20 protein-coding genes are annotated in these 25,394 nt (G+C 71.6%); 5 read left to right on the top strand and 15 right to left on the bottom strand.

Annotation, left to right across the window (positions count from 1 at the left end):
- The first annotated feature begins 80 nt into the window (after positions 1-80).
- Positions 81-1,232 (top strand): phosphotransferase enzyme family protein, encoded by a 1,152-nt coding sequence (locus tag H7A72_RS11945; protein WP_185220667.1) that lies wholly within the window; start codon positions 81-83, stop codon positions 1,230-1,232.
- Positions 1,233-1,265: 33 nt separating this feature from the next.
- Here the strand turns inward: H7A72_RS11945 and nadE are convergent, their stop codons facing one another.
- The 9 genes from nadE to H7A72_RS11900 form a co-directional block, all read right to left on the bottom strand.
- On the bottom strand, positions 1,266-2,246 hold the full coding sequence (nadE, locus tag H7A72_RS11940) for an NAD(+) synthase (protein WP_185220666.1): 981 nt from the start codon (positions 2,244-2,246) through the stop codon (positions 1,266-1,268).
- Between the two features lie 8 nt (positions 2,247-2,254).
- Positions 2,255-4,234, bottom strand: coding sequence for an asparagine synthase (glutamine-hydrolyzing) (gene asnB / locus H7A72_RS11935; RefSeq protein WP_185220665.1), 1,980 nt, complete (start codon positions 4,232-4,234; stop codon positions 2,255-2,257).
- A gap of 4 nt (positions 4,235-4,238) precedes the next feature.
- Positions 4,239-4,436, bottom strand: a complete 198-nt coding sequence (locus H7A72_RS11930) for a hypothetical protein (RefSeq protein WP_185220664.1) — start codon at positions 4,434-4,436, stop codon at positions 4,239-4,241.
- Entirely contained in the window at positions 4,433-5,401 is a 969-nt protein-coding gene (locus H7A72_RS11925) for an ATP-grasp fold amidoligase family protein (protein ID WP_185220663.1), read from the bottom strand. Before H7A72_RS11925 ends, H7A72_RS11930 begins: the two co-directional genes overlap by 4 nt.
- A 34-nt stretch (positions 5,402-5,435) precedes the next feature.
- Positions 5,436-6,281 (bottom strand): glycosyltransferase, encoded by an 846-nt coding sequence (locus H7A72_RS11920; RefSeq protein WP_185220662.1) that lies wholly within the window; start codon positions 6,279-6,281, stop codon positions 5,436-5,438.
- Positions 6,278-7,168, bottom strand: a complete 891-nt coding sequence (locus tag H7A72_RS11915; RefSeq protein WP_185220661.1) for a glycosyltransferase family 2 protein — start codon at positions 7,166-7,168, stop codon at positions 6,278-6,280. The genes H7A72_RS11920 and H7A72_RS11915 overlap by 4 nt, the downstream gene beginning before the upstream one ends.
- The gene (locus H7A72_RS11910; protein ID WP_185220660.1) at positions 7,165-7,983 is read right to left on the bottom strand and encodes a class I SAM-dependent methyltransferase; all 819 of its coding nucleotides are present in this window, start codon (positions 7,981-7,983) and stop codon (positions 7,165-7,167) included. The genes H7A72_RS11915 and H7A72_RS11910 overlap by 4 nt, the downstream gene beginning before the upstream one ends.
- A 102-nt stretch (positions 7,984-8,085) precedes the next feature.
- Complete coding sequence (locus H7A72_RS11905; RefSeq protein WP_185220659.1) at positions 8,086-9,486, bottom strand: O-antigen ligase; 1,401 nt, start codon at positions 9,484-9,486, stop codon at positions 8,086-8,088.
- A gap of 127 nt (positions 9,487-9,613) precedes the next feature.
- Positions 9,614-10,366, bottom strand: coding sequence for a hypothetical protein (locus H7A72_RS11900; protein ID WP_185220658.1), 753 nt, complete (start codon positions 10,364-10,366; stop codon positions 9,614-9,616).
- A 163-nt stretch (positions 10,367-10,529) separates the two neighbouring features.
- On the opposite strand from H7A72_RS11900, the gene H7A72_RS11895 reads away from it, so the two are divergent.
- Together H7A72_RS11895 and H7A72_RS11890 are read left to right on the top strand one after the other, a co-directional pair.
- Complete coding sequence (locus H7A72_RS11895) at positions 10,530-11,375, top strand: glycosyltransferase (protein ID WP_223277626.1); 846 nt, start codon at positions 10,530-10,532, stop codon at positions 11,373-11,375.
- Positions 11,372-12,679, top strand: a complete 1,308-nt coding sequence (locus H7A72_RS11890; RefSeq protein ID WP_185220657.1) for a polysaccharide pyruvyl transferase family protein — start codon at positions 11,372-11,374, stop codon at positions 12,677-12,679. Before H7A72_RS11895 ends, H7A72_RS11890 begins: the two co-directional genes overlap by 4 nt.
- Before the next feature lie 99 nt (positions 12,680-12,778).
- Here the strand turns inward: H7A72_RS11890 and H7A72_RS11885 are convergent, their stop codons facing one another.
- Both H7A72_RS11885 and H7A72_RS11880 read right to left on the bottom strand, forming a co-directional pair.
- Positions 12,779-14,998, bottom strand: a complete 2,220-nt coding sequence (locus tag H7A72_RS11885) for an NADP-dependent isocitrate dehydrogenase (protein WP_185220656.1) — start codon at positions 14,996-14,998, stop codon at positions 12,779-12,781.
- 88 nt (positions 14,999-15,086) lie between these two features.
- Positions 15,087-16,064 (bottom strand): glycosyltransferase family 2 protein, encoded by a 978-nt coding sequence (locus H7A72_RS11880; RefSeq protein WP_185220655.1) that lies wholly within the window; start codon positions 16,062-16,064, stop codon positions 15,087-15,089.
- A 512-nt stretch (positions 16,065-16,576) separates the two neighbouring features.
- Between H7A72_RS11880 and H7A72_RS11875 the strand changes: the two genes are divergently transcribed.
- Both H7A72_RS11875 and H7A72_RS11870 read left to right on the top strand, forming a co-directional pair.
- Positions 16,577-18,040: a sugar transferase gene (locus H7A72_RS11875; protein ID WP_223277915.1), complete on the top strand. Its 1,464-nt coding sequence runs from the start codon at positions 16,577-16,579 to the stop codon at positions 18,038-18,040.
- A complete protein-coding gene (locus tag H7A72_RS11870; RefSeq protein WP_185220654.1) occupies positions 18,040-18,753 on the top strand; it encodes an FkbM family methyltransferase in 714 nt (237 codons plus the stop codon). Before H7A72_RS11875 ends, H7A72_RS11870 begins: the two co-directional genes overlap by 1 nt.
- Before the next feature lie 5 nt (positions 18,754-18,758).
- Here H7A72_RS11870 and H7A72_RS11865 read toward each other — a convergent pair whose 3' ends face one another.
- The 4 genes from H7A72_RS11865 to H7A72_RS11850 are packed head-to-tail and all read right to left on the bottom strand — an operon-like array spanning position 18,759 to position 25,388.
- Positions 18,759-19,040 (bottom strand): PqqD family peptide modification chaperone, encoded by a 282-nt coding sequence (locus H7A72_RS11865; protein ID WP_185220653.1) that lies wholly within the window; start codon positions 19,038-19,040, stop codon positions 18,759-18,761.
- Positions 19,040-22,084 (bottom strand): glycosyltransferase, encoded by a 3,045-nt coding sequence (locus H7A72_RS11860; RefSeq protein ID WP_185220652.1) that lies wholly within the window; start codon positions 22,082-22,084, stop codon positions 19,040-19,042. Before H7A72_RS11860 ends, H7A72_RS11865 begins: the two co-directional genes overlap by 1 nt.
- Positions 22,081-23,415, bottom strand: a complete 1,335-nt coding sequence (locus H7A72_RS11855) for an O-antigen ligase (protein ID WP_185220651.1) — start codon at positions 23,413-23,415, stop codon at positions 22,081-22,083. Before H7A72_RS11855 ends, H7A72_RS11860 begins: the two co-directional genes overlap by 4 nt.
- Positions 23,412-25,388: a glycosyltransferase gene (locus tag H7A72_RS11850; protein WP_223277625.1), complete on the bottom strand. Its 1,977-nt coding sequence runs from the start codon at positions 25,386-25,388 to the stop codon at positions 23,412-23,414. The genes H7A72_RS11855 and H7A72_RS11850 overlap by 4 nt, the downstream gene beginning before the upstream one ends.
- Positions 25,389-25,394: the final 6 nt, after the last annotated feature.

The raw sequence follows: 25,394 nt of genomic DNA, 5'->3' as shown, positions 1-25,394 counted from the left end.
CGGCTGCTCACCTCGAGGGGCACGGGAGCGCCGGCTCGCGTCGCCCTGGGCTGTCGTGAGGACACGGGCACCCAGCTCCCGTGACCGACGCGCCATCTCTCGAATCCCCATGTGCCCTCCTCGGAGGGGGCCGAATCTCGATCATATGGGCGCGGGAGCGCTGCGGGCTAGACTCATGCATGGTCAGTCTCCGCGCGCGCGCCAGCCGGACGAGGCCGCCCAGCATGTCGGTCGCCCCGGCGGTGCTGGCGGCATTCGGGCTGGACCCGGCATCGGTGGTGACGGTCTCGCCATTGATCTCGGGTGGAGGCATCGTGACCGGAGCCTTGCTGAGGTCGGATGCACAAAAGTGGGCGCTCAAGGGATACACCACGGGCGCCGCGCGTGAACGTCTCGCCATGGCCCACGCCCTGGAGGCCAGGCTGGCCGCGGCCGGTTTTCCGGTGGCAGCGCTCCATGCCGCCCCGGGAGGCGACACCATCGTCAGGGTGGGGCCTGCGTGGTATGCGTTGCACGACTGGGTTGACGGCCGGCACCTGTCCGTCCTTGATCGTGACGGGGTGACGGAGGCCGGGCCGCGCCTCGTCGGTCAGCTGGGGAGCTTGATCGCGACCCTGCACACCACCAGCAGCCGCATCCCCTTCGACGGGGTGCCCGAGGACCCCGATCGGCTCCTGCGGGCCCCCCGGGCGACCCTGCGCCACGTCCGCTGGTCGCGCCGGCGCTGGTTGTCCGGATGGCAGAGGCTGCGCCTGAAGCCGGGCAAGTCCGCCTTCGACTGGTGGGTGCTGGACATCCTCCCCGAGATCGCCCAGCGCGCCGACGCCTTCGCCGAGACCTCCATCGCTGCCCGCGTGCATCCGTGGGAGATCGGGCTCATCCACAACGACGTCAACTGGGAGAACCTCGTCCTCGACGAGCAGCTCGGGGTGCGAGCCGTGATCGACTTCGACAACGTCGTCCGGGCGCCGTGGGTCCTGGAGGTCGGAGCTGCTGCCGTCGTGCTCGTCGGGTCGGCTCCGGACAAGGTCGAGGAATTCGTGTCGGCCTACGAGGACGTCGTGGGGCACGATCTCGATCGTGACCTCGTCCGGTTGGGCATGGAGCTGAAGTGCGTCCGATCGCTCGCGACGTCCATCGCCGCCCACCTCGATGGTCGTGTCGATCCTGGACGGATCGCGCCGTGGTGTCACGATCTCCACGACTCGCTGCGGGCGCTGGACCGGGCGTGACCTGAGCAGCGGACATGGCCCGTTCCGGCGGAGTCACACCTCAGGGACGTCGCCGGCCAGCTCGGGTGCCAGGTGGAGATACTCGGTGGCCCTCCGCTTCTGGTCGATGTCGCGGTAGACGCGATCGAGCTGCTCCGGGGTCAGGCCGGCTGCGGCAGCGACCTCCGCTGTCGGGATGCCGTTGTTCTTGCCGTAGAGGCAGAGGTCCATCCGGTCGTGCGGCAGCGAGAAGTAGAACTCCTCCTGGGACTGCGCCAGCGAGTAGGTGTCCGTCGTCGACGGGCGACGACGGATCTGCTCCGGGACGCCGAGGTGCTCGGCGAGCGCATACACCTGGCACTTGTACAGGTGCGCGATCGGCTTGATGTCGGCGGCACCGTCCCCGAGCTTGACGAAGAAGCCTTGGTCGAACTCAAGCCGGTTGGGTGTACCCGCGACGCCGTAGTTCAGCCGGTCGGCGTGGAAGTACTCCAGTGCCTTGCGCGAGCGTTGCTTGAAATTCGTCGCTGCCACGATGCTCAGGTAGGCCTGCGGCGTCAGTCGGTACTGCTGCTGCTTGCCGTCGGGGTCCACGACCACCACGGAATAGAGGCGGTAGCTGTCCGAGTCGACCACCGACGGGAGCACGATCTTGGACCGGTGGCCCGGGCCGTACTCGGGGCAGACGAGCCGGATCGCGTCGTCCCTGCGGCGATAGGCGCCGAAGGCGTCGAGGATGTCGGTGATGTCCTCTGTGGCGGAGTCGATGCCCAGGGCGTCGGAGAGGCTCGTGCTGATGGTCAGGGTCTCGGGTGACGACTCCCTCTCGGGCATGTGGATCCCGAAGACGCGATCGGCGCCGAGTGCCTCGACGGCGAGTGCTGCCACGACGCTGGAGTCGATCCCGCCGGAGAGCCCGACGACGAGGCCCTTCCTCCGGGTGCGCCGCAGGTGGTCGCGAATGCGGTCGCCGATCTGCTCGGTCGTGCGCGGGAGGTCGATCGCGAGCGTGTGCGGCCCGAATGAAGGTGTCATGTCCATCCCTATCTGTGCGTGGCGTGGTCGATCAGCGTGAAAGGCTCCGGCAAGGGCAGATCCCCTTCGGGCGCACCGTCCTCGACGATGAACTGACGGTGGATCAACTGGGTCGAGAGCATGGCCAGGGCACGCATGTTGTCCGTGTTACCCATGCCCCTGCCCTGCTTCCGCCGACACTTGGCCAGGAGTGCCCCGACGGCGCCGGGATCGAAGATGCCGGCCGCGGTCACTGCCGCCGGATCCATCACGTCATCCACCCATTCGGGTGATCCGCCGCCGAAGAAAGCGGTTGCATCCGGGGACCGATAGGGCTGCTTCGGTCTGGTCAGGATGGACGGCGGCAGCAGGTCGGCGAAGGCGGTCTTGAGCACGTGCTTCTCGTCCAGGCCGAGCAGCTTGTGCCGGGCAGGCAGACGGTTGGCCAGGTCGACGACGTCGCGGTCGAGGAAGGGGAAGCGGCCCTCGACCGAGTTGGCCATGAGCATCCGGTCTCCTTGTGACGCCAGGATGTAGCCGGGCAGCAGGGTCGTCATCTCCAGCCACTGCGCCCGGCTCAACGGGTCCCAGTGGTGGTGCTCCTCAGGCATCCGGTCGACGAGGTCGGCCGTGACATCGGCGGGCCAGTCCGGGTGCGGTGTGACGAGGCCCAGCAGGGAGGCCGTGCTGTCCCAGCGGGGCCGATGGGACATCGCCGGATCGTCCGGCGAGAGGTTGCGGCCGAAGAACTCCCGAGCAAATGCGGGTGCTCGACCCGGAGCCCGCGCCATCCACGGGTAGAGCAGGTCGAGCGCCTCGGGGCGCAGACGGGACGAGGGGTCCCGGGCCACGAACTCGCGCAGCCGGGCCTCACGGAAGATGTCGTACCCGGCGAAGACCTCGTCCGCGCCCTCCCCGGTCACCACCACCTTGTACCCGTGCTCCGCGACAAGTGCGGACAGGAGCAGCATCGGCGCCGGGGCGGCGCGCAGGACCGGGGTCTCCGCGTGCCGCACCACGTCCGGGAAGGCCGCGCCGATGTCGTCGGAGCAGACCGTCACCTCGTGGTGCTCCGTGCCCAGACGCTGCGCCATCTCGCGTTGGAAGGGCCCCTCGTCGAAGTCGGCGTCCGCGAACCGCAGCGAGAAGGTCTGGAGCGGTACGTCGGTGTACCGGGCGATGACGGCGGCGATGACGGCCGAGTCGATGCCTCCGGACAGGTAGGCGCCCACGAGGACGTCGCTGCGCAGGAATCGCAGGCGGACGGCCTCGACGAGCCGCTCGCGCAGGTCGTCCGCGTTGCGCTGGAGGTCCTGCGACTCCTCGCGCCCGCGCTCGGGGAACTCCGGGCGCCAGTACGGGCGGACGTGGTGCCCCTCCCGCGTGATGGTGACCAGGTGTCCCGGTGGCAGCTGCTCGATGCCGACGAAGACCGTGCGTGGTGCGACCGGGCTCCAGAAGGTCATCGTCTGGGCCAGGCCCACCCGGTCGAGCGACCGGGGGACTTCCGGCACCGCGAAGATCGCCTTGACCTCCGAGGCGAAGACGACCCGATCGCGCTGTCGGGTCAGGTACAGCGGCCGCACGCCCAGTCGGTCCCGGGAGAGGACCAGGCGCTCGGCGTCCCGCTCCCAGATCGCGATGGCCCACTGTCCGTTGAACCGGCTGAAGCAGTCTTCCTGCCACTGCTCCCAGGCATGGACGATCACCTCCGTGTCGCTGTGGCTGCGGAACCGATGACCGAGGGCGACCAGCTCCTGCCGCAGCTCGACGTGGTTGAAGATCTCGCCGTTGAAGGTGACCCAGACCGTGCCGTCATCGTTGCCCATCGGTTGCGCCCCACCGGCGACGTCCAGGATGGCCAGCCGCGTGTGCCCGAGCAGGACGCGCGCGTCCCGGTAGATGCCGCTGCCGTCGGGACCGCGGTGTGCCAGTCGCGAGACCATGCGCCGTCCGAGGTCCACGCCCGGGGTGTGGTCGAAGGAGAGAACGCCGGCGATCCCGCACATGGGACTAGTCCTCCAGTCCGTCCAGGACGGCCTGGACCGACTCGCGGTCGCGCAGGTGCTCGACGGTGATCAGCGCGTCGTCGAGGACCACCCCGCAGCCGTCCTCGAGGGCCACGGCGATGGCGATGGCATCCAGGCGGGTGGCCTCCGGCCCGAGCGGGAGCGGCAGCTCGGCGACCACGCGGCCACGATCGGTGCTCATCCGCGTCGCCGTGCTCGAGGAGCGACGATGTCACGTCCGTGCGGCCCGTACTCGGGTCCCCGGATCCCGAGGCCGATGGCCCGCTGCTCCAGCCGGTGCTGCGCGATCTCCCACAGCTCTCCCAGGTGCCGGTCGACGTCGGCCCGCATCACGTGATTGCCGCCGGGGTCGGGGGTGATCTCACCGAAGCAGATGCCCTGGTGGGTGTCGTACATGTCGATGCGGACGTACGGGGACCGGATGGCCTCGGAGAGGGTGCGGCCGGCAGCCACCAGGTCGTCGAGGTGTGGCGGTGACGGGAGCCGCGAGTCGATCAGGGTGTCGGCTGCGGCGTTGCCGAGGTCGGTCCCGTCCGGCGCGAAGTACCGCGAGGCGAGTCGTCGACCGGCGCGTTGCGTGCGCCCGATCACGGCGATCATCCCGACGGCGCCGTGGAAGCAGTGCAGCTTGTAGTCAGGAGGGACGCTGAGGGGCGAGTCGTCGGGGGCGGGCAGGAACTCCTCCAGGAGCACCGTGGCCGGCTCGTCCGCGCGCATGGCATCGTCGACCCGAGCTGTGAGGTCGGCGCGGGAGATCACGTCCGGAGCGCCGCTCAGCAGATCGCGGTACCCGTCGCCGTCGGCGGCCAGCGGCCACACCGCCTGGGCGACGGTCCCGCAGGTCACCTTGACGACGAAGCGATCGGGGACCCCGTCCCAGTCGATCTCCTCAGCCCCGGCGAACTGACCGTAGACGCGGGGGATCGGGACGCCGTGGCTGCGGGCGAAGGCATACCCGGCGGCCTTGTCGTTCAGCTCCCACACGGGGGCGGGGGAGTCCTCCGGGGCGTCCAGCAGGCGCAGTCGCTTGGACTCCCGCAGCTTGTAGAAGAACGAGGGACGTCCACGCTCGGCCATGAGCGCCGCGATGACCGCGTCACGTCTGGTCACTGGGGGGAGCCGGTGGAACATCTGCTTGATGACCATGACCACCTCGCTTCACTCGGCGTCGAAGGGGACATCAGGCCACTCCTCGGGAGCTGGTGTCCCGCTCCCAGCGGGGTGCCGAGCCGACGCGCGCCCGGATGCGCGCCATGACGATCACGGCGACGTACACGGCGGCGTCACCGAGGCGTCCCGGTTCGCGCCCGACGAGCCGGACCAGATCACGCAGCTGGCTTCGCTGGCCCGGGGAGACCGGCCCCCGTCCGGCCTCGACCCACGCGGCCTCCTGGGTCCGGTAAGTGCGGCGCTTGATGAGGAGCAGGCTGCCCAGGCGAAGGGGGGTGTGCACCACGACCGGATCCGTCTCGATGATCTGGATCTCGTCGGTCGTGAACAGCGAGTTGATGAAGAGGTCGTCGGCCACCACCTCGGGGAAGGCGCCGAACCTCGCTCTTCCGGCGCTGGACAGGCCGTAGCACCCGGCGCCCCACAGCTGACGGGAGATGGAGGGCAGCCGCTCGCGGACGGCGTACCACCGTCGGACGGTCCAGTGGGCCCCCCGGGTCTCGAAGCGGTGGGGTGGCCGGGCAGCAAGGGCGCCGTCGGCCAGGGCCCGCAGCGTGTCCACGGCGGCCCGGCCCGTCAGCTCGACGTCGGCGTCGAGGTAGATCCGCGGTCCGGGAGAGGCCACCTCATCCCCTTCGCGCAGGGCCGCGGTCTTGGAGGGCTGTGACCGCTCGCGCACGTGCACACCGACGAACTCGCGGGCCGTCTCCGCGGTGCGGTCGGTACAGCCGTTGCACACCACGACGACCTCGACCAGCCCCTCCCGAACGACCTGCGTAAGGTGACTCAGGGTGCGCCCGATGACGGCTTCCTCGTCATGGGCCGGGATGACGATGCTCCCGATCGGTGGGTTCATCGGCCACCCCCCGGCAGTGCGGCCCGCCGCCGTGGCGACACGAAGGCCCCGAGGGCGGCTCGCGCCTCGCGCCGGTGGGCTCGGACGGTGTTGCTCAGGGCCACGACGCCCGCGAAGCCGGCAGTTGCCAGCCGCCCGTGCCACTTGCCGAAGTAACGGACCCGGTTGACCTCCTGGAGCGCGTGCAGGTCCGAAGAGGTTCCTGACCCGGCACCCGTGTGGTGCACGACGGCATCGGGGACGACATGGATGGTCGTGCCCAGGCTGCGCAGCCTCCGGCAGTAGTCCGTCTCCTCCGAGTAGAGGAAGAACCGACCCGCGTCCCACGGGCCGGCGCGCCCCACCACGACCGTCGCGACGACGAGGACGGCGCCGGTCGCCCAGTCGACGGCCCCTGCCCTCGAATACGCCTCCTGGTCGCGGACGGTCTCGCTCAGCCAGGTCGGGCGCGCGGGCCAGTGGTTGCCCAGGAGTCCGTCCCCGACGACGCGGAGGATGGTCGGCTCCCGGCGCAGTGAGCACTGACGGACACCGTCGTCGTCGCGAATGATGGGGACGGCGGCGTCGCTCCGACCGGCCGCCCTCGCCAGCGCGGCCACGGACCCCGGCCCCAGACGGACGTCGGGGTTGAGGAAGGCCGTCCACCGGGACGGCGGGGCCGCAGCCAACCCACGGTTGAGGCCGCCGGCGTATCCGAGGTTGTCCCCCGACTCGACGAGCTGGACCCGCGGATCACGGGTGACGGCTGTCAGGTCGTCACCCGGCTCGTTGTTGACGACGACGGCGTGCCAGGTGAGGTCCTCGACCGCGGCCGGCACCGACTCCAGCAACTGGGCCAGACCCGGCACGTTGCGGTAGGAGACGACGACCAGCAGGCAGTCGATCATGGCCGGTCCGGGGTCTCCGCCGGTGGAGCCGACCTGATGCGCTGCATCCACAGGGAACCCGTGGGCCGGTCCCGCAGACCGGGTGGGACGAGCTCCGGGTGCTGTCCCCACATCCACGACGTCATCAACCGGACCTGCCACACGTCGTTGTGGGTGAGGAAGGCCCGCAGGAGGTAGGTCTCCGTCCAGTCCCGGCCCTCACGGAGCCACGGCTCGGGATACTCGAAGGGCCAGTGGACGTCGTGGACGTGGACGTGGATACCCGGTGGCAGCGTCGGCAGGACGTGCAGGTAGAGCCAGGCCACGTCGGACCCGGACTTCAGGACGTGGGTGGAGTCGATGAAGAGGAAGTCCCCGGCCGAGAGGCGATCGAAGATCTCGGCCGGTGCGTCCTGGACCGGCCGCTCGATGACTTCCACGTCGTCGCGGGCCCTCAGGCGGGATCGCAGGCGCTCGGGGTTGGGCTCCACGCAGGTGATGTCGAGGTCGGGCAGGTACCGGTCGGCGACGTCCAGCGCCACCGCGGTCGAGTAGCCCGACCCGATCTCGAGCAGGCGCCGGGGCCGGTGGTGCCGGAGCATCGCGTGCAGGACGGCCGCGTCGACCCGCCCGTACATGCCGTTGGTCTGCCACCGGTCCTCGGGCAGCTCCGCCATGAGCGGGCCGATGTCGCGCATCAGGGCCCGCTGGCCGTCCTCGTCCACGTCGACCCCCACCGGCGGCAACGATCGCCAGGCGATGGCCCGCTCGCGATCGGACTGCGACGTGACGGGGGAGTAGTAGTGGCCCGGGGCCACGTAGGGAGGGCGACGCACGGATGTTACGACGGCTCGCGTGGCGCGGAGCGCCTGTCCCGGAATCCCCCTCATGCACCGAGTCTGGCCGAAAGCGGACCGCCTGACCAGAGCCGCGGCGGATCAACCATCCGCACCTCGGCGGACGATCCTGCCCGGGTGCGGGTCCGTCCACGCCCGACGTACCCGCTCGCGGACGTTCGCCGTCAGCGGGGTGGCGACGTACCGGTCTCCGGGGGCGGCGTCCTGCAGCGGCCGGGAGGGGGTGATCCCGTCGAGGCGCCAGAGCGCACCGGTGGCGCCGATGAGGACACAGAGGAGCCCGACGAAGGTCGCGAACGCGAACGAGTCGAAGGTGCCGCTCGCGGCGAGGGCCGCAGGCATGGTGGCCGCCAGGGCCTGGCCGAGGTGCCGCGTCTCCTCATCGCTGCCGCGCAGGCGGACGCTCCGACCGACGAGGTAGGGGATGAGGAGGAGGACGAGGAAGGCCAGGACGGCGAGCATGCCCCCGGCCAGCATGAATCCGTAGATCTGGTTGTCGAGGAGCAGGAACTCCTCCGGGGTGACCATGCCGGCTCCCCAGCCGAAGACTGGTCGTTCGTGCCAGAGCTCCATCACGATCGTGGTCCGCTCGATGCGGGCCGTGACGCTCGGGTCGTTCTCGACGTTGGTGAAGAGGGCCTTGATCGTGCCGAGCACGCCGCGGTTGACCACGTGGAAGACGGCGATCGAGACGACCGAGATCACGAGGGCGTTGTAGCGCATCCGCCACGGCCAGACCGTGGAGAGCACGAGCATGGCCACGGCCACGGTGACGATGGCCGACCGGGAGACGGACAGCGGGATGGCCAGGGCGATGAGGCCGACGCAGAGCCAGCGCCACCACCGAGCCTGGCCCGTGCTGAAGAGCGCGTAGTGCAGGGCCACGGGCAGGACGAGGGCCAGGGCGACGCCGAACTCGATGTAGTGGTTGGCCGTGCCGGCGACGCGAGGGATGCCCTCACCACGCTCGGCCACCCCGAGGGCCGCGGAGTTGTAGCTCAGGCCCGGGATGCGGATGTAGTCCACGGGGTCGACCAGTCCGCTGAACTGCAGGATGCCCACGACCGACATCGCCGCGGCGAAGAGCACCAGGGCCCCGAGGACGCGATCGAGTTCCCGACGGGTGCGCACGCCTTCGGCCACGGCGAGGGTCACCCCCGCGATGGCCGCGACCACCAGGAGCCAACGGGCGGCTGCGCTGGCCTGGCCGAGCGTGGGCAGGCGGTCGTAGCCGACGACGTTGCCGATCACCTGGACGGCGACGAAGAGCCCGACGGCCCACCGAATCGGCTGGCGGCCGTGGGGGAGCTGGCGCCGGCGGATGGCTGACACGACCCACAGGAAGGCCAGCAGGATCCCGACGGCGACGGAGGGACGTCCCGCCGCTCCCATCCCGCCGATGACGAGGCGCGCGGGAATGAGGAACTGCAGGGCGAGGAAGAGGACCAGGACTCCCGCGGTCGTGATGGACCACGGACGCAACAGGAACGGTCGATGGTCCGGCTGCGGCCTCCTCAGCGGACCCGGGACCCGGAGGAGGAGCGGGCGCCAGGAGTCGTCGACGGCCTGGGGCGCGTGCCGGGGTGCCACCCGAGGTGTCAGGTCGGGCTCAGGCCTGACCACGACTCATTGCCCTCTCGCGCCTGCTGCGGGAGGGCGGATCTGGCTCGAGGGTCACCTGTCCGTTGGTCAGCTGCTCCTGCGGCTGCGCCGGTGGCTGTCGTGGGGCGTCGTCCGCCCCGGTCTCCTGGGTGGCGACCTCGTCGGCCGGCCCCTTCTGCCGTTTCCGAGCGCGGGCGCGCCTGAAGAGCCCGAGGAGGTCGTCGAAGAGGAGGGTGACGAGCAACGACAGCGCGGCGCCGACGACGCCGACGACCGCCATGTTGCGCATCTTGCCCTCGGACACGACGTCGGTCAGGGCGGGCTCGCTCAGGACCTGCAACTTGATCTGGGCCCGCTCGGGGACGCCCTCCTGCCGGTCCGCCAGCTCCTGCTCGGCGATCTCGAGCAGCGCCGCCGCGGTGGCCGTGGCCTGCTGCTCGGTGGCACTGAGCACGGTCACGTCCATGATGCTGGTCCGGGAGCGGGTGTCCACCTCGTAGGTGGGGTCCAGTCCTCGATCCGCGAGGGCCTCTCGGGTGTGGGGAGCGCCGAGCACGATGACGATGACGTCGGTGGTGTTGTCCATGCCCCCGTAGGGGTTGGTGGCCTCCTCGGCCTCGACCATCCCGGGGACGAGGATCGAGGTGGCCGTGACCTCGTACTGCGGCTTCACCCCCTGGCCGACGACGTAGGCACCTGCCGCGGACAGGGTGATGAGCGGGAGGAAGACGTACCAGCGGCGCAGCACCGCAATCGTCATGCGCCAAACGTCCACAGGGGCTCCCCTCGTCACGGCCTGACCGCGATGGCCCTGGCACCTTCGCAAGACCGTGCAACTGCAGCATACTCATGACTATGGACCCCCTGCGGCTCTCGACGGCCGGGGCCTTCCGGGCCTCGCGGTCCTTCGCCGAGGACACCTCGTGAGCGCCCGCGCGGACATCCTCATGATCACCTACCGCAGCGCCGGGTACCTGCACCTGAGCCTGCCCCGGCTGCTGTCCACGCTGGGTGATTCGGACCGGGTGTGGTTGTGGCACAACGGAGATGACGAGGCCACCCTGGAGGCGTTGCGTCCCTACACGCACGACGCGCGGGTGCACCGCTTCCACCACAGCCGGGAGAACGTCCGCCTGCGCGAGCCGACCTCGTGGCTCTGGAGCGAGTCCGATGGTCGCTTCCTCTCCAAGGTCGACGACGACTGCCTCGTCACGCCCGGCTGGCTGGAGACCTTCGCCGCCGCCCACGAGGCCAACCCGCAGTTCGGGGTGGTCGGCAGCTGGCGTCACCCCCCGGAGGACATGCGACCGAGGGCGGCGGAGCGCAAGATCCAGACCTATGCCGGAGGGCACCAGCTGATGCGCAACCTGTGGGTGCAGGGCAGCGGGTACCTCATGGCGCGTTCGATGGTCGAACGCGGCGGACTGCTGGGCCCCGACGAGTCCTTCACCCACTACTGCATCCGTGCGGCACGTGACGGCGCGGTGAACGGCTTCTACCACCCCTTCGTCCCCGAGGACCACATGGACGACCCCCGGTCGCCGCACACCTTGATCCACACCGACGCGGACCTTCAGGGGCGGATGCCGTTGTCCGCCAAGGCCAACGGCGTGACGACCGTCGACGCCTGGACGGACCAGCTGCGGCAGAGCGCCTACCTGCTGCAGTCGGCGTCCCTCGACCCCCGGGCCTACACGGGGTGGCGGGCGAAGCGGCGGACGATCCGGCGTCGCCTCACCGCCCTCACGGGGCGACCGGTGCGCTGGTGACGTCCCACGAAGGGGGTGCCCGCGCCCTGGGCGCACTGCGTCTCGTGCTCGCTGGCGCCTCCCTCGGGACCGGCAACCGCGGCGTGGAGGCGCTCGCCCGATCGGTCGTCGACTCGATCGGTGGCCATCGCGCGGACGCCGCCCTGACCGTCCTGGACGACGGCTGGGGGGTGCGCCGGGCGCCCGACCTCGGGCTGAACGCGTCCCTTGCGGGAGTGCGCTGGTCGCGACGGGTGCACCGCCCCGAGAGCTGGGCCCGGATCCGGCTGGCCCAGGCCCTTGGGTCGTCGCGCAACCCGGTGGCCGCCCGGATCGCCACCGCTGACGCCCTCCTCGACCTGAGCGGCGGTGACAGCTTCACCGACCTCTACGGCCCGGCTCGCCTGGCTGCCGTCTCGGCGCCGAAGCATGCGGCGATCAGGGCCGGTCGCCCACTGGTCCTGCTGCCCCAGACGTACGGCCCGTTCGCCACGACACGCGGTCGCAGGGACGCGGAGCGCATCGTCCGCTCCGCGTCGTTGGCCTTCGCGCGGGACCCGCACAGCCACGAGGTCCTCGTGGACCTCGCGGGTGCGGATGCCGACCACACCCGGCTGCGGCAGGGGGTCGACGTGGCCTTCGCCCTGCGGCCCCGACGGCCCGCGGAGGACGTCGCCGCCCAGGTGCTCGAGTGGACCGCGGGACCGGTCGTCGGGGTCAATGTCAGCGGCCTGCTCCTCGGCAGCGACGCCCGGGAGACATTCGCCCTGGCAGGTGACTACCTCGCGACGGTGACGGACCTCGTCCGCAGGTTGCTGGAGGCCGGGTCGCTGGTCGTCTTCGTGCCCCACGTTTACTCCCCGGGAGGGTGCGGGGAGAGCGACATCGTGGCCATCCGGCAGGTCCGGGACCGGCTGGCGCCGGCCGAGCGAGCCCGGACGAGGGTGGTGCCGCCGGAGCTCGGCCCGTCCGAGCTCAAGTGGTGCATCTCGCAGGTCGACTGGTTCGTCGGAAGCCGGATGCACGCCACCATCGCCGCCCTGTCGACGGCCACGCCCGTCGCGGCCTACGCGTACAGCGGCAAGACCGTCGGCGTCTTCGACACCTGCGGCGTGCGCGACCACGTCGTCGACGCCCGCCGGGTCGCCGGCGGTGAGGCCGTGGAGGTGCTCATGGGCTCGTTCGGGGCGCGCGAGACCACCCGGACGGCTCTGGCGCGGTCGGTGCGGGCGGTCGTCAGGCAGTCGCAGGAGCAGGTGGCCGACCTGCTGGCCGCCGTCGAGGGCTGGCGTGAGATCGGCGGCACGGCGCAGCCCATCGCCTGAGCACAAAGCAGTCGCCCCCGTGCATCACCTGGCTGGATCAACCAGCAGATGCACGAGGGCGACCCTTGGTGCTCAGACCTCACCTGTGGAGGTCGGGCCTCACATGCCGTCGATGATCGCGTTGAGCGTCGCGCTCGGGCGCATCGCCGCCGACGCCTTGGCGGCGTCGGGCTTGTAGTAGCCACCGAGGTCGACCGGCGAGCCCTGCGCGCCGATGAGCTCGTCGTTGATCTTCGCCTCGTTGTCGCCGAGCTCGGCGGCCACGCGGGTGAAGCGCTCCTTGAGCTCGGCGTCGGTGTCCTGGGCCGCCAGCGCCTGCGCCCAGTAGAGGGCGAGGTAGAAGTGGCTGCCGCGGTTGTCGATCGAGCCGAGCTTGCGAGCCGGGCTCTTGTTTTCCTCGAGGAAGGTGGCGATCGCCGTGTCGAGGGTGTCCGCGAGGACCTGCGCCTTGGGGTTGTCGAAGTGCGTGGCGAGGTGCTCGAGGGAGGCGCCCAGCGCGGAGAACTCACCCAGGGAGTCCCAGCGAAGGTAGTTTTCCTTGACGAACTGCTGCACGTGCTTGGGCGCGGAGCCGCCGGCACCGGTCTCGAAGAGACCGCCGCCCGCCAGGAGCGGGACGATCGAGAGCATCTTGGCGCTCGTCCCGAGCTCGAGGATCGGGAAGAGGTCGGTGAGGTAGTCGCGCAGGACGTTGCCCGTGACCGAGATGGCGTCCTTGCCGGCGCGGATCTGCTCGAGGCAGAAGGTCACCGCATCGACGGGCGGGAGGATCTTGATCTCGAGGCCCTCGGTGTCGTGCTGCGGCAGGTACTCCTTGACCTTGGCGATGATCTGGGCGTCGTGGGCGCGGGCCTCGTCGAGGAAGAAGACGGCCGGGGCGCCGGTCGCGCGGGCGCGGGTGACGGCCAGCTTGACCCAGTCCTGGACGGGGATGTCCTTGACCCGGCTCATCCGCCAGATGTCGCCCTCCTCGACGGCGTGCTCGAGGACGACCTCGCCGGCCGAGGTGGTGACCGTGACGGTGCCCGCGGTCGGGATCTCGAAGGTCGTCGGGTGCGAGCCGTACTCCTCGGCCTTCTGGGCCATGAGGCCGACATTGGGCACGCTGCCGATGGTCGATGGGTCGAGGGCGCCGTTGCGCTTGTGCTCCTCGATGACCGCGGCGTACATGGGGCCGTAGGAGCGGTCGGGGATCATCGCGAGGGTCTCCTGCTGGCCACCCTCGGCGTCCCACATCTGACCGGAGTCGCGGATGACGACCGGCATCGAGGCGTCGATGATGACGTCGCTGGGGACGTGGAGGTTGGTGATGCCCTTGTCGGAGTCGACCATCGCGAGCGCGGGGCGGCGCTCGGCGAGGGCGTCGATGTCGGCGCGGATCGCGTCGCGGGTCTCGGCCGGCAGCTTGTCGAGCTGGGTGTAGAGCGAGGCCAGGCCGTAGCGCAGGTCGACGTCGGCCATGAGGAAGGACGCGGCGTGCTTGTCGACGAGGTCACCGAGCCACGCGGCGACGCCGTGGCCGAAGAGGATGGGGTCGGAGACCTTCATCATCGTCGCCTTGAGGTGCAGCGACAGCAACAGGCCCTCGGCGCGGGCGGCCTCGATCTGGGCGTCGTAGAAGGCGCGCAGCGCCCTGGCCGACATGAAGGTCGCGTCGACGATCTCCCCCTTCGTCACCGGGACGGAGTCCTTGAGGACGGTCTCGGTGCCGTCCTGGGCCGTCAGCGTGATCTTCAGGGTGTCGTCGGCGGGGGAGACGATGGACTTCTCGTTGCCGTAGAAGTCGCCCTCGCTCATCGAGGCGACGCGGGCCTTGTTGTTGGCGGTCCACGGGCCGAGCTTGTGCGGGTGCTTCTTCGTGAAGTTCTTGACCGCGAGCGGGGCGCGGCGGTCGGAGTTGCCCTCACGCAGGACGGGGTTGACCGCGGAGCCGAGCACGTTGGCGTAGGCCGCGGCGACCTGCTGCTCCTCGTCGGTGCTCGGGTTGTCGGGGTAGTCCGGCAGGTCGTAGCCCTGACCCTGCAGCTCGGCGATCGCTGCCTTGAGCTGCGGCACGGAGGCCGAGATGTTGGGCAGCTTGATGATGTTGGCCTCGGGCGTCGTGGCCAGCTGGCCGAGCCCGGCGAGGTTGTCGGCGACGCGCTGCTCGTCGGTCAGCCGGTCGGGGAACTGGGCGAGGATGCGGCCGGCGAGCGAGATGTCGCTCGTCTCCAGCTCCACACCGGAGCCCGAGGTGAAGCCCTGGACGATCGGGAGCAGCGAGTAGGTGGCCAGTGCCGGTGCCTCGTCGATCTTGGTCCAGACGATCTTCGCGGTCATGTGTGTCCCTCCGTGGGGTGTGGGGTGGGTCTCCCCAGATCCTCCCACGGGTCGGGCCGGTCGCGATCCGCGGTCCGACGAAGGGAGGTCACCCCCGGTCGTCGTCGTGGACCGGGGGGATGCGTGGTGGGCCGAAGCGGATGAGGCGCAGCTGCTCGATCGTCTCCTCGAGGAGCACGCGGTTGGTGCGTTGCAGGTCGGCGATGATGAGCAGCGCGAAGCTGAACAGGGCCCCGACGAGCAGGGTCGTACCGAAGATCAGCGATTGGATGTGGCCGGCCGAGTCGCCCATCGCGGCAAGGACGAGGAAGCGGACGAAGGGGATGAGCCCCAGCACGAGCAGGACGCTGCCGACGATGCCGAAAAAGGCGTGCGGCTTGAACATGATGAAGGAGCGCACGATCGCCGAGGCGGACTTGGCCATGTGTTGCCAGATGCTCGTGAAGAGCCGGGACTCGCGGGTCTTGTCGTTGGTGACGACCGGGACGGACTCGATGGCCAGCCGCTTGTGGCCGGCCTGGATGATCGTCTCCATGCAGTAGGAGAACTCTGTGACGATGTTCAGCCGCATGAGCGAGGCGGCGGAGTAGGCGCGGAAGCCGCTGGCCGCGTCGGGCAGGTCGGTGCTCGCGGCCCGGTTGACCACGGCCGACCCGAAGGACTGCATGCGCCGCTTGAAGGGGGAGAAGTGGGCGATCGTGGCGGTCTGCCGGTCGGCGACGACGATGTCGGCGCGGCCGGCGATGATCGGCTCGACGAGGTCGCCGATGCGCTCCTGGGGGTACTGGTTGTCGCCGTCGGTGTTGACGAGGATGTCGGCGCCGTGACGCAGCGCGAAGTCGGCGCCGTCGCGGAAGGAGCGGGCCAGGCCCAGCGGGCGGCTGTGCCGGATGACGTGGGTGACGCCGAGCTCGCGGGCGATCTCCGCGGTCCGGTCGCTCGAGCCGTCGTCGATGACGAGGGTCTCGACGACATCGACGCCGGGGATCTGCGTCGGGATCGTGGCGAAGACCAGGGGAAGGGTGGCCTCCTCGTTGAGGCAGGGGATCTGGACGATCACCTTCATGGTCACGGCCTCCGCCGACGTCGCTGCTGGTGCCCGCAGCATCTCAACCTCGGCTGCGGTGCTGCCACCCGGGGGTCGTGCGACGAGCGAGCCGTCGCGGACGATCTTCGGCGGGCGACGGAGACCACACAAAATTTTGGTCAAGGTATGGCAAGGATAGCAAGTGAACGGTAAAGTCTCTCCTCGAGATCGTGGCCGGGGAGGTCCACGAGTTCGGGGCGGACAGACCGCCACTCGACCCTTCGCTGGGGAGGCGAGATCGTGCACATGGAGACTCTGCTGCTCGTGGGGTGGGCATCCGTCCCGGTCGTGGCCTATGGCGCAGGCATGTCGTTCCTGCGTCTCCGTGGCCGCAAGACAGCTTCTGGCGGTGGTGCTGACGCGTCGGCCCGGCTCGAGGAGTTGCGCCGCCGTCCTGTCGAGGGAGGTGCGACTCGGGGGCGGATGGCCGAAGCCATGCTGCTGGCCGACGGGCCGGTTGCCCCGTCCCTGACCAGCCCGCGAGCTTGACCGTGGTCGGCCTGCCACGTCTGGCTCCCGACGTCGGCGCGGGCCGGGCGGCGCTCCGGCCGCTCCAGGGACTGCTCGCCCTGACCGACTTCCTCGTCATCATCTGGGCCGCCTTCGGTGCGCAGGTCGTCCGATTCGGCATCGACGGCCGGACCGACGTCGCGGCGACGAGTGGCGATGCCACCATCAGCTACACGTGGTTCAGCATCCTCCTCGTTCTCGCGTGGTGGCTGGCTCTGCGCTTCCACGGCGCATACGACATGCACATCCTCGGGCACGGGACCGTGGAGTACCGGCTCATCGCGACGGCCACGCTGCGGATCTTCGCCGTCGTGGCCATGGCTGCCTTCGCGCTCCAGGTGCAGGTGGCACGCGGGTACATCCTGCTCGCGCTCCCCGCAGGGATCATCGGCCTGTGGGCCGCTCGTCGGGTCTGGCGCACCTGGCTGGGTCACCGCCGGTCGGCGGGTGACCTCAACCATGACGTCCTCGTCGTCGGTGACCCGAGCACGGTGCGCCACCTCGTCGACACGTTCGCGACCGTGCCCGAGGCCGGATACCGCGTCATCGGGGTGTGCACGGCGGCGGCCCCCGATGGCCTCGCCGACATGCCTGTGCTGGGCACCGAGCGCGAGGGGGCGCGCGTGGCGATCGAGCTCGGGGTCGACGTGGTCGCCTGCGCCGACACGCATGCCCTCGGCCCGGGCGGCCTGCGCCGTCTCGGGTGGGCGCTCGAGGGCAGCGGCATCGAGCTCGTCGTGTCGCCCGGCCTCACGGAGGTCGCCGGCCCACGGGTGCTCACCCGCCCGGTGGCGGGGCTGCCCCTCCTGCACGTCGAGGCCCCGGCCTTCTCGGGGCCCCGACTGGCCGTCAAGGCCACCCTCGACTGGATCGGGGCGCTCGTCCTCACGCTGCTCTTCTCGCCGGTGCTGGTCGTCGTCGCCGTCCTGGTCAAGCTCTCCGACGGAGGTCCGGTCTTCTTCCGGCAGGAGCGGGTCGGTCTCGACGGTGAGATCTTCCGCATGACGAAGTTCCGGTCGATGGCCGTCGACGCCGAGGCCCGTCTCGACGCACTGCGGGAGCAGGCGTCGGACGGCGTCGACCGCGGGGTGCTCTTCAAGATCAGGGACGACCCTCGTGTCACCCCGATCGGCCGCTTCATCCGCCGGTACTCGATCGACGAGTTGCCCCAGCTCTTCAACGTCCTCGCGGGCCGGATGAGCCTGGTCGGTCCCCGTCCGCCCCTGCCGGCAGAGGTGGAGCAGTACGAGCACGACGTCCATCGTCGTCTTCTCGTCAAACCCGGCATGACGGGGCTGTGGCAGATCAACGGCCGCAGCGACCTCACCTGGGAGCAGTCGGTGCGCTTCGACCTCTACTACGTCGAAAACTGGTCGGTCGCCCAGGACCTCGTCATCCTCTGGAGGACCTTCCACGCGGTCGTCACCAAGGACGGCGCTTACTAGTGCCCGACGTGCGTCGCCGCTGGAGCGCCCCCCTTCGGCCCCGCAACTACCGCGCGGTCTGGTCCACCCTCCTGACGAGCCACCGACCCGTGGACTCGCTCTCGCGCTATGTCCGGGGCAGTGGCCGCTACCCGTGGCGGGCGCGCCTGCGGACCCCGACGGGTCCCGTCGAGCTCCTCGTGCCGCACCCCCACGACGTGCGCACCGTCAACGAGGTCTTCCACCGGCACGACTACGGCACCGGGGCGCCGCGCGTCGTCGTCGACATCGGGGGCAACATCGGGGTGAGCGCGGTGTGGTTCCTCAGCCGGTCGCCGCACACCCGGGTCCACGTGTGGGAGCCGGTGCCGCACAACCTCGACAGCCTCCGGGTCAACGTCGCCCCCTTCGGCGACCGGTGCGTGGTCCACGAGGCGGCGCTCGCTCCCGAGGCGGGGCCGGCCACCTTCCTCGTCGACCCGATGGGGCGCTACAGCGGCCTGGCCGACTTCCAGCCGGGTGCCGACGGCAAGGTGGCCGTCGAGGTCGTCTGCGAGGGCGTCGCCGACGCCCTGCGCGCGGTTCTGGCCGCAGAGGGGCGCATCGACCTGGTCAAGGTCGACACCGAGGGCAGCGAGGAGGCGATCATCGCCGCGATCCCCGCCGACGTGTGTGCCGCGATCGGCGAGATCGTCCACGAGTACCCCGGAGGGGTCCGGCGCTTCCGCCCCTGAGGGCGTCAGGCCCGGTGCAGCAGCCCGCGCTCCACGAGCTCCGCGACGAAGGCCTCGACGTCCGCGCGGACTTCGTCTGCGTCGTGCCCGAGAACATCGGCCACGACGTCGACGACGTCGCCGCCGCCCTCGACAGCGGCGAGCCAGATGACGGCCGACTGGTCGGGCAGGACCGAGACCGGGCCGTTCGGCAGGGGCGCCACGTAGACGATTGTCCGGCCCCGGTCATCGGCTGCCTCGGTCCACCCCACGCCGCGAGGCACGGTCCAGTGGGTCTGCCGGGTCATCAGCGACCACCTGCTCGGACGATCTCCGCGATGCCGCGACGGGAGCGGTCGACGAAGGCCCGCACCACATCGAGGCTGGAGGGGCGGTGCCCGAGCTCGTGGGCGAGGTGGTCGGTGTTGACGAGCAGGGCGCGCAGGAGGAGGACGCCCCGGCTGCGCAGGTCCGGCGCGACGGCGATGCGGGCTCGCCACTCGCGCACCCGCCCCTCCGAGGCCACCGCCTGCCACAGGTCGCGCTCGGGGGAGGGCGGGAGGGAGCCGAGGTCTCCGGTGCCGGCGGTGAAGGCCACCTCGGCCCCCATGTCCGTGACCCACGCGCGCACCAGTGAGCGCTGGTCCGGGCTCGCCCGGTGCCAGACGTGGTCGACGTCGGCGGACGTCGGCCCGTCCGCGGGGCTGCGCGCCGCGTGCATGACGAGGATCGCTGCCTGGGCCGGGAGCGAGGGCACCGGGCAGGTCACCCCGGCGATGCTCTGGGTGCCGCGCGCGGCCCACATCCGCTCGAAGGCCTGCGCCGGTGGCAGGCCGATCCCGGGGTAGTGACGGTGCACGTCCAGGTGCCCCCACTGCCCGTGCCACAGGGTGCGGGAGTGCTCAAAGGGGGAGCTGGTCTCGAAGCGCCCCTCGGACCGGTAGCCGGCCCGGGCACAGGCCTCCAGCAGGCGGTCGAGGTGCTCGGGCCGGACCAGGACGTCCGCGTCGCTCGTCAGGCGGTCGGGGTGTGTCAGGTCGGGGTCGAGCGCCGCACCCTTGATGTGCAGCAGGTCCAGGTCGTGGGCGTCGGCGAGCCACTGGACCGCGGCGTGGCCGAAGCGGGCGCGGACGCCGAGAGGGACCTCGACGCGTGGCACGTCGGTGCGCGCGACCCGACCCAGGGCCAGGTCCATCTCGGCCACGCGGTCGGCCCACGTGGGGACCTCGGCGTCGGCGCCGGTCGGGAAGTGGTCGGTGGCAGGCACCGCAGCCAGCACCGCCTCGACGAAGTCCGCCGCGGCGGCGACGCGCAGGCGTTCGTCCTGTGCCTCGCGGAACCCGGCCACGGGTGTGCTGACGACCGGCCGGCCGACGGCCCGGTACTCGTAGAGCTTGATCGGGTCGAGGCTGTCGGTGAAGTCGTCGACGACGTGCGGCACGACCAGGACGTCGGCGTGCTGGAGGTAGGCCGGGACCGACCGGTGGCTCTTGGCCCCCAGCAGGAGCACTCCCGCCGCCGCGAGCCGGTCGCGCTCGCCGTCGGCGAGGGCGTCGGGGCCGACGAGGACGAGGGTCGCGGTCCCGGCGAGGGCGCGGGCGGTGGAGACGCACAGGTCGATGTCGAGCCGGTCGGAGTGCAGCGTGCCGACGTACACCGCGACCGGTCCCTCGGGCAGGTCGCCGGGTCGCGCTGTCGGTCGGGTGGCCGCGGCGATGTCGACGGCGTTGTGCAGCAGGGTGACCGGTCGCCGTGCCGACTTGGACTCGACGAGCGCCGGGGAGCACACGACGACCTCGCGGGCCGCGGACAGGAGGGCGTCCTCCTGCGTGGACAGCCGCTGGAGCGTCGCCGGGTCGCGGTCGGCGAGCAGCCAGTCGTCGGTGATGTCGTAGAGCGTGGGCCACCCGGTGGCACGCATGACCAGGGCGCCCCGTGGGTCGTTGACCCACAGGGTCGGGTCGGTCAGGCCGACGCGCTCGGTGGCCCGGCGGACGAGGTCCGCCCACCGCTCGTCCTGGTCCGGGTCGAGACGTCGCGGCAGCAGCTTCGTCGGCTCGAGGAGCCACAGCGCGTCGTGGTGCACCCCCGGCAGGTGGGGGCCGCGGCGCAGCCCACGACCGCGACGCGGCAGGCGTCCCAGCCGCGCGGCGTGCAGTGGGTCGCGGCCCGGCTCGACGAAGAGCACCCGCAGCCCGGGGTCGGAGGTGAGCAGCCCGTGGACGAGGTGCTGGTTGCGTCGCCAGACCCGGTCCCACGGCTCCAGGGAGATGACGACGAGGTCGCGCTCGCCCGGGCCCCGGTGCGCGGGCGCGGGTGACGCCGCGGCGAGCGCGTGGTGGTAGACGGCGTCGGTCGCCCTCGCCTGCTTGGTGATCGTCAGGGCGCCGCGCTGCCGATCACGCAGTGCCTGACCGTAGCGGTCGAGGCCCGCCGTGTCGGCCGCCAGCTCGGCGAGAAGTCGTCCGGCAGCCTCGTGGTCACCGGCGGGGAAGAGGGCGGCGTGCTCGACGCCACCGGCACTCTCCAGGTGCCCACCGGCGGCCGCGGCCACCACGGGCAGACCGGATGCCATGGCCTCGATGACCGACAGCCCGATGCCCTCGATCGCGCAGGGCGCGAGCAGCACCGCGGAGGTGGCCATGAGCTCCTCGACGTCACGTCGGTGGCCGAGGAAGTCGGTCGCCGGACCGACGCCGAGGGTCTGCGCCTGCCGCTCGAGCGCGGGGCGCTGCGAGCCGTCGCCGGCCACGCGCAGTCGCCAGCCCCGGTCGGCGAGACCGGAGGCGGCAAAGGCGGCCACGGCGACCTCCGTCGACTTCTCCGGCTCCAGCCGCTGGACCACGAGGACCGTGCGGTCCCGGTGCGAAGGGGGCGGGAGGTCGGGGCGGTCGGGGACCCCGGGGAGGACGACCGACGCGTCGACGTCGATCGAGCCGGCGATGTACTCGCTCACCGCGATCTCGGCGGCCAGGCGCGGCTGCAGCCGCTCGGCGACGGACCGGTGCGCGGGCGTCGCCCCGCGACGAGCGGCGAAGTGCCGGGTGCTGACGACCGGTGTGCGCAGCAGCGTCGGACTCGTCAGCGCGACGATGTCGGCATCGGTCATGTGGGTGGCGACGAGGTCGGCATCTCGTCCTGCGCGTCCGAGCAGGTGTCGTGCCGCGGTCGGGCGGTCTGCTGCCGGGACGGTGCTGACCCCGGGGCGGTCGATCGCGGCCCGCATGCGCTCCTGTCGGCCCCCGAGGACGGTCACCTCGTGCCCGAGGTCGTGCTGGGCGGCGGCCAGCAGGGCGACGTGGCGCTCGACGCCGGCGAAGTTGTCCGTGCACACCACGTGCGTGATCCTCATCGGCTGCCGACCTCGACGTCCGTGTCGGCGGCCCGGCGGGGCGCGCTCGCCTCGAGCCGGGCCCGGGCACGCTGCTCCTCCTCGTGCCAGGCGTGCATCCCGAGGCAGATGCCGGCGATGACGAAGGGGATGGAGGTCTGGGCGGCGACCCAGAAGGCGTCGAGCTGGCCCTGGACGAAGCGCCCGAGGACGACGAGCACCGCGACCATGCCGTACTCCGGCGGCACCCTCCACAGGACGAGCACCGAGCCGACCATCAGGGCGAGGAACCCGCCGAGGCCGACGAGACCCGAGGCGGTGATGACCTCCAGGAGGGCGTTGGGCGGCTGGATGCCACCGGGGAAGCGGTCGGTGTACCACCACCGCATCCCGACCCCGACGACGGGCTGCGTCGACCAGATGTCGAGAGCCTCCTGGAACCACGACACCCGGGAGAAGAAGGAGTTGTGCTGGTTGCCGCTGGCGATCTGGTCCCGCACGAGGGTGAGCACGACGAGGACCGAGGGCACGATGAGCAGGAGGATCAGCCGGGACCGTCGGCGATCGGTGCGGGTGCGCAGCACGAGCACGGTGAGGACCACCGCGAGGGCGACGATCGCCTGACGTGACTGGGTGATGGCGATGGCAGCGGCGAGCCACCAGAAGATGACGGTCGCCGGCACGGGACCCAGCCGCAGCCACCGGGGGCGGACGTAGGCGATCACCGCGACCGTGCCCAGGACGGTGCCGAGGAAGTTCTTGTGCATGCGGTAGGGCAGGTAGACCGGCTCGAAGTTGCCGTCGAGGTACTGCACCGCGCCGGCGACGACGACCCAGGTCGCCAGCACGAGCCCGGCGGCCAGCAGCAGGAGCAGGCCGGCGCGGCCCAGGCCCTCGCGGCCGATCGCCCAGCCGGCGAGCAGGCCCCCGCCGACGAGCACGGCGGAGTGGCCCCACTCGAGGACGTTGGCCGCGTAGGGGTTGGCGACCACGGTGAAGAGGGTGCTCACCTGGTAGACGACGACGAGCCCGACGAGGCTGCGCATCGGGGCGCTCAGCGGGCGTCGCGCGAAGAGCACCGCGGACAGGACCGCCACGGTCAGGGCCAGGTCGGAGACCGACAGGTCGGTGCCGCCGTAGCCGGCACGCTGGGCGACGAGGAGCAGCGGCAGCACGGCGAGGGGAACCGCCGCGCGCTGCAGGGCGCTCAGCCCGATGACGAGCACGGCGGCAGCAGCCGCCAGGGCCAGGGGCGGGTGCTGCGGCGCCAGCCATCCCACCGCGAGAGCGAGGGCGGCGGCTGCCGCCAGGACCAGCACCGTGGGGCCGCGCTCGTCGATGACCGCCCTCATCGGCGGTCCGCGTGGTGGGGCGCGGGGCGGACCCGGGCCTCGAGCCGAAGGGGGCCACGCACGTACCGCCGCACGCGGTCCCGGGCGGACGCCGACCGCGCACCACGCAGCAGGACGGCCCGGGCCGCCGACCCGACGACCACCGCGGCCCGTGTCGCCTGCCACCCGGCCGCGCCGAAGTGCTTGCGGTGGTAGCGCTCCTGCGAGGCGTGGAAGTACGTCTCCCGCAGCGTGGAGTCCGAGCTCGTCGCCGCGCCGAGGTGCAGCGCGGTCACCTCCGGCACCACCGCGTGGCGCCAGCCGAGCCGGGACGCGCGCCGAGCCCAGTCGGTCTCCTCGGCGTAGAGGAAGAAGGACTCGTCGAGGCCGCCGACCTGCGCGAGGGCCTCCCGCCGCAGCAGCAGGACCGACCCGATGACGAAGTCCTCGGCACGCCGCAGCCCGCCGAGGCCGACCGCCTCGGCGACGGCGCCCCACGGGCTCGGGAAGGGCCAGGCGACCCGTGCGGTGCCGCCCTGCCCGTCGACCTGCCGCGGCCCGACGCTGGCCAGGTCCGGCTCGGCGCGCAGCCTCTCGTGCAGCCGACGCACCCCGTCGCCGTCGACGACCGCGTCGGGGTTGAGCAGGAGGACGTCGGCCTCGGGTGCCAGGCGGTCGGCCAGTGCGTGGTTGACCCCGGCGGCGAAGCCGCCGTTGTGCCCCGGGTCGAGGTAGCGCACGCCGAGCTCGTCGCAGACGGCCCGCACCTCGGGGTCGGAGGAGTTGTCGACGACCGTGATCGGCAGGTGGGTGAGTGGCGCCAGGCTCTGCCGGAGCAGCTGCGGGTGGTGGTAGGCGACGACGACGACCTCGGGCGGGGACTGGGGTGAGCTCGCGCCGGAGGCGACCATGCCCTGGTACAGCTCCACGTAGGTCCCCCCGATGCGATCCCAGCCGAACTCGCGCGCCCGCGCGATCCCCTCGCGTCGCATTGTGGCCGACAGCCGCGGGTCGGTGCCAGCACGTCCCAGCGCCTCGGCCAGGGCCGTCACGTCGCCCGGGGGCACGAGCAGGCCGGCGCCACGGACGACGTCCGGCAGGGCGCCGCTGTCGCTCGCGACGACGGGCGTGCCGCAGGCCATCGCCTCGACGGCCACCCGGCCGAACTGCTCCACCCACCCGGGGGTCGTGAGCGAGGGCACCGCGAGGACGTCGAGCCCGCGGTAGAGGTCGGGCAGGTCGGCCTTGGCCACCGCGCCGACGAGGTCGACCCGCCCCGCGAGGTCCGGCCGGCCGGACCGCTCGCGCAGCCGGGCCTCCTGCGGGCCGGCGCCCGCGACGACCAGGCGCAGCCGGGGGTCGGACGCGACGGCCTCGAGGAGCACGTCGACGCCCTTGTGCGGGGCGAGGCGGCCGACGTAGCCGACCCGCACGGTGCCGTCGGGCGAAGGGGGGCGCTGCGCTCCGGGGGAGAACTCCTCGGGGTCCACGCCCAGCCCGACGAGCACGGCCCGGCCCGTGAGGCCCTTGCGGGTGACGATCTCCCCGGCCTCGCTGTTGCACACGCTCACCGCTGTCGCGTGCTGCAGGGACCACCGCTCCAGCCAGCGGAAGGGGGGCGGGTAGCGCTTGTCGATGTTCTGCGCGGAGTAGAGGCAGTAGGGGGCGCTCGAGCGGCGCAGGGCCCGCAGCGCGAGGACCTCGGCGGTGGCCAGGGCGAAGGGCTCCTCGTGCAGGTCCAGGACGTCCCAGCGCTGCCCCAGCAGTCGCCACAGCGGCCGTGGGTCGTAGAGGAAGAGCGCCGGGTGGCGCCCCAGGGTGCGCACCCCGATGACGTCCTCGCCCGGCCGGGGGTCCAGCGCGACGGGGCGGCCCCCTTCGTCCCAGACGTCGGCGACCACCGAGGTGACGTCGTGGCCGTGGCGGCGCACGACGCGGTCACGCTCTCGCCACGCATCCACCGACCCGCTGTGGGAGATCCGGAGGACGCGCACCTTATA

Origin of the sequence: Janibacter sp. YB324, assembly GCF_014217915.1 — a bacterium.
GTDB classification, from domain to species: domain Bacteria; phylum Actinomycetota; class Actinomycetes; order Actinomycetales; family Dermatophilaceae; genus Janibacter; species Janibacter indicus.
This window is presented reverse-complemented; position numbering and strand designations above follow the sequence as displayed.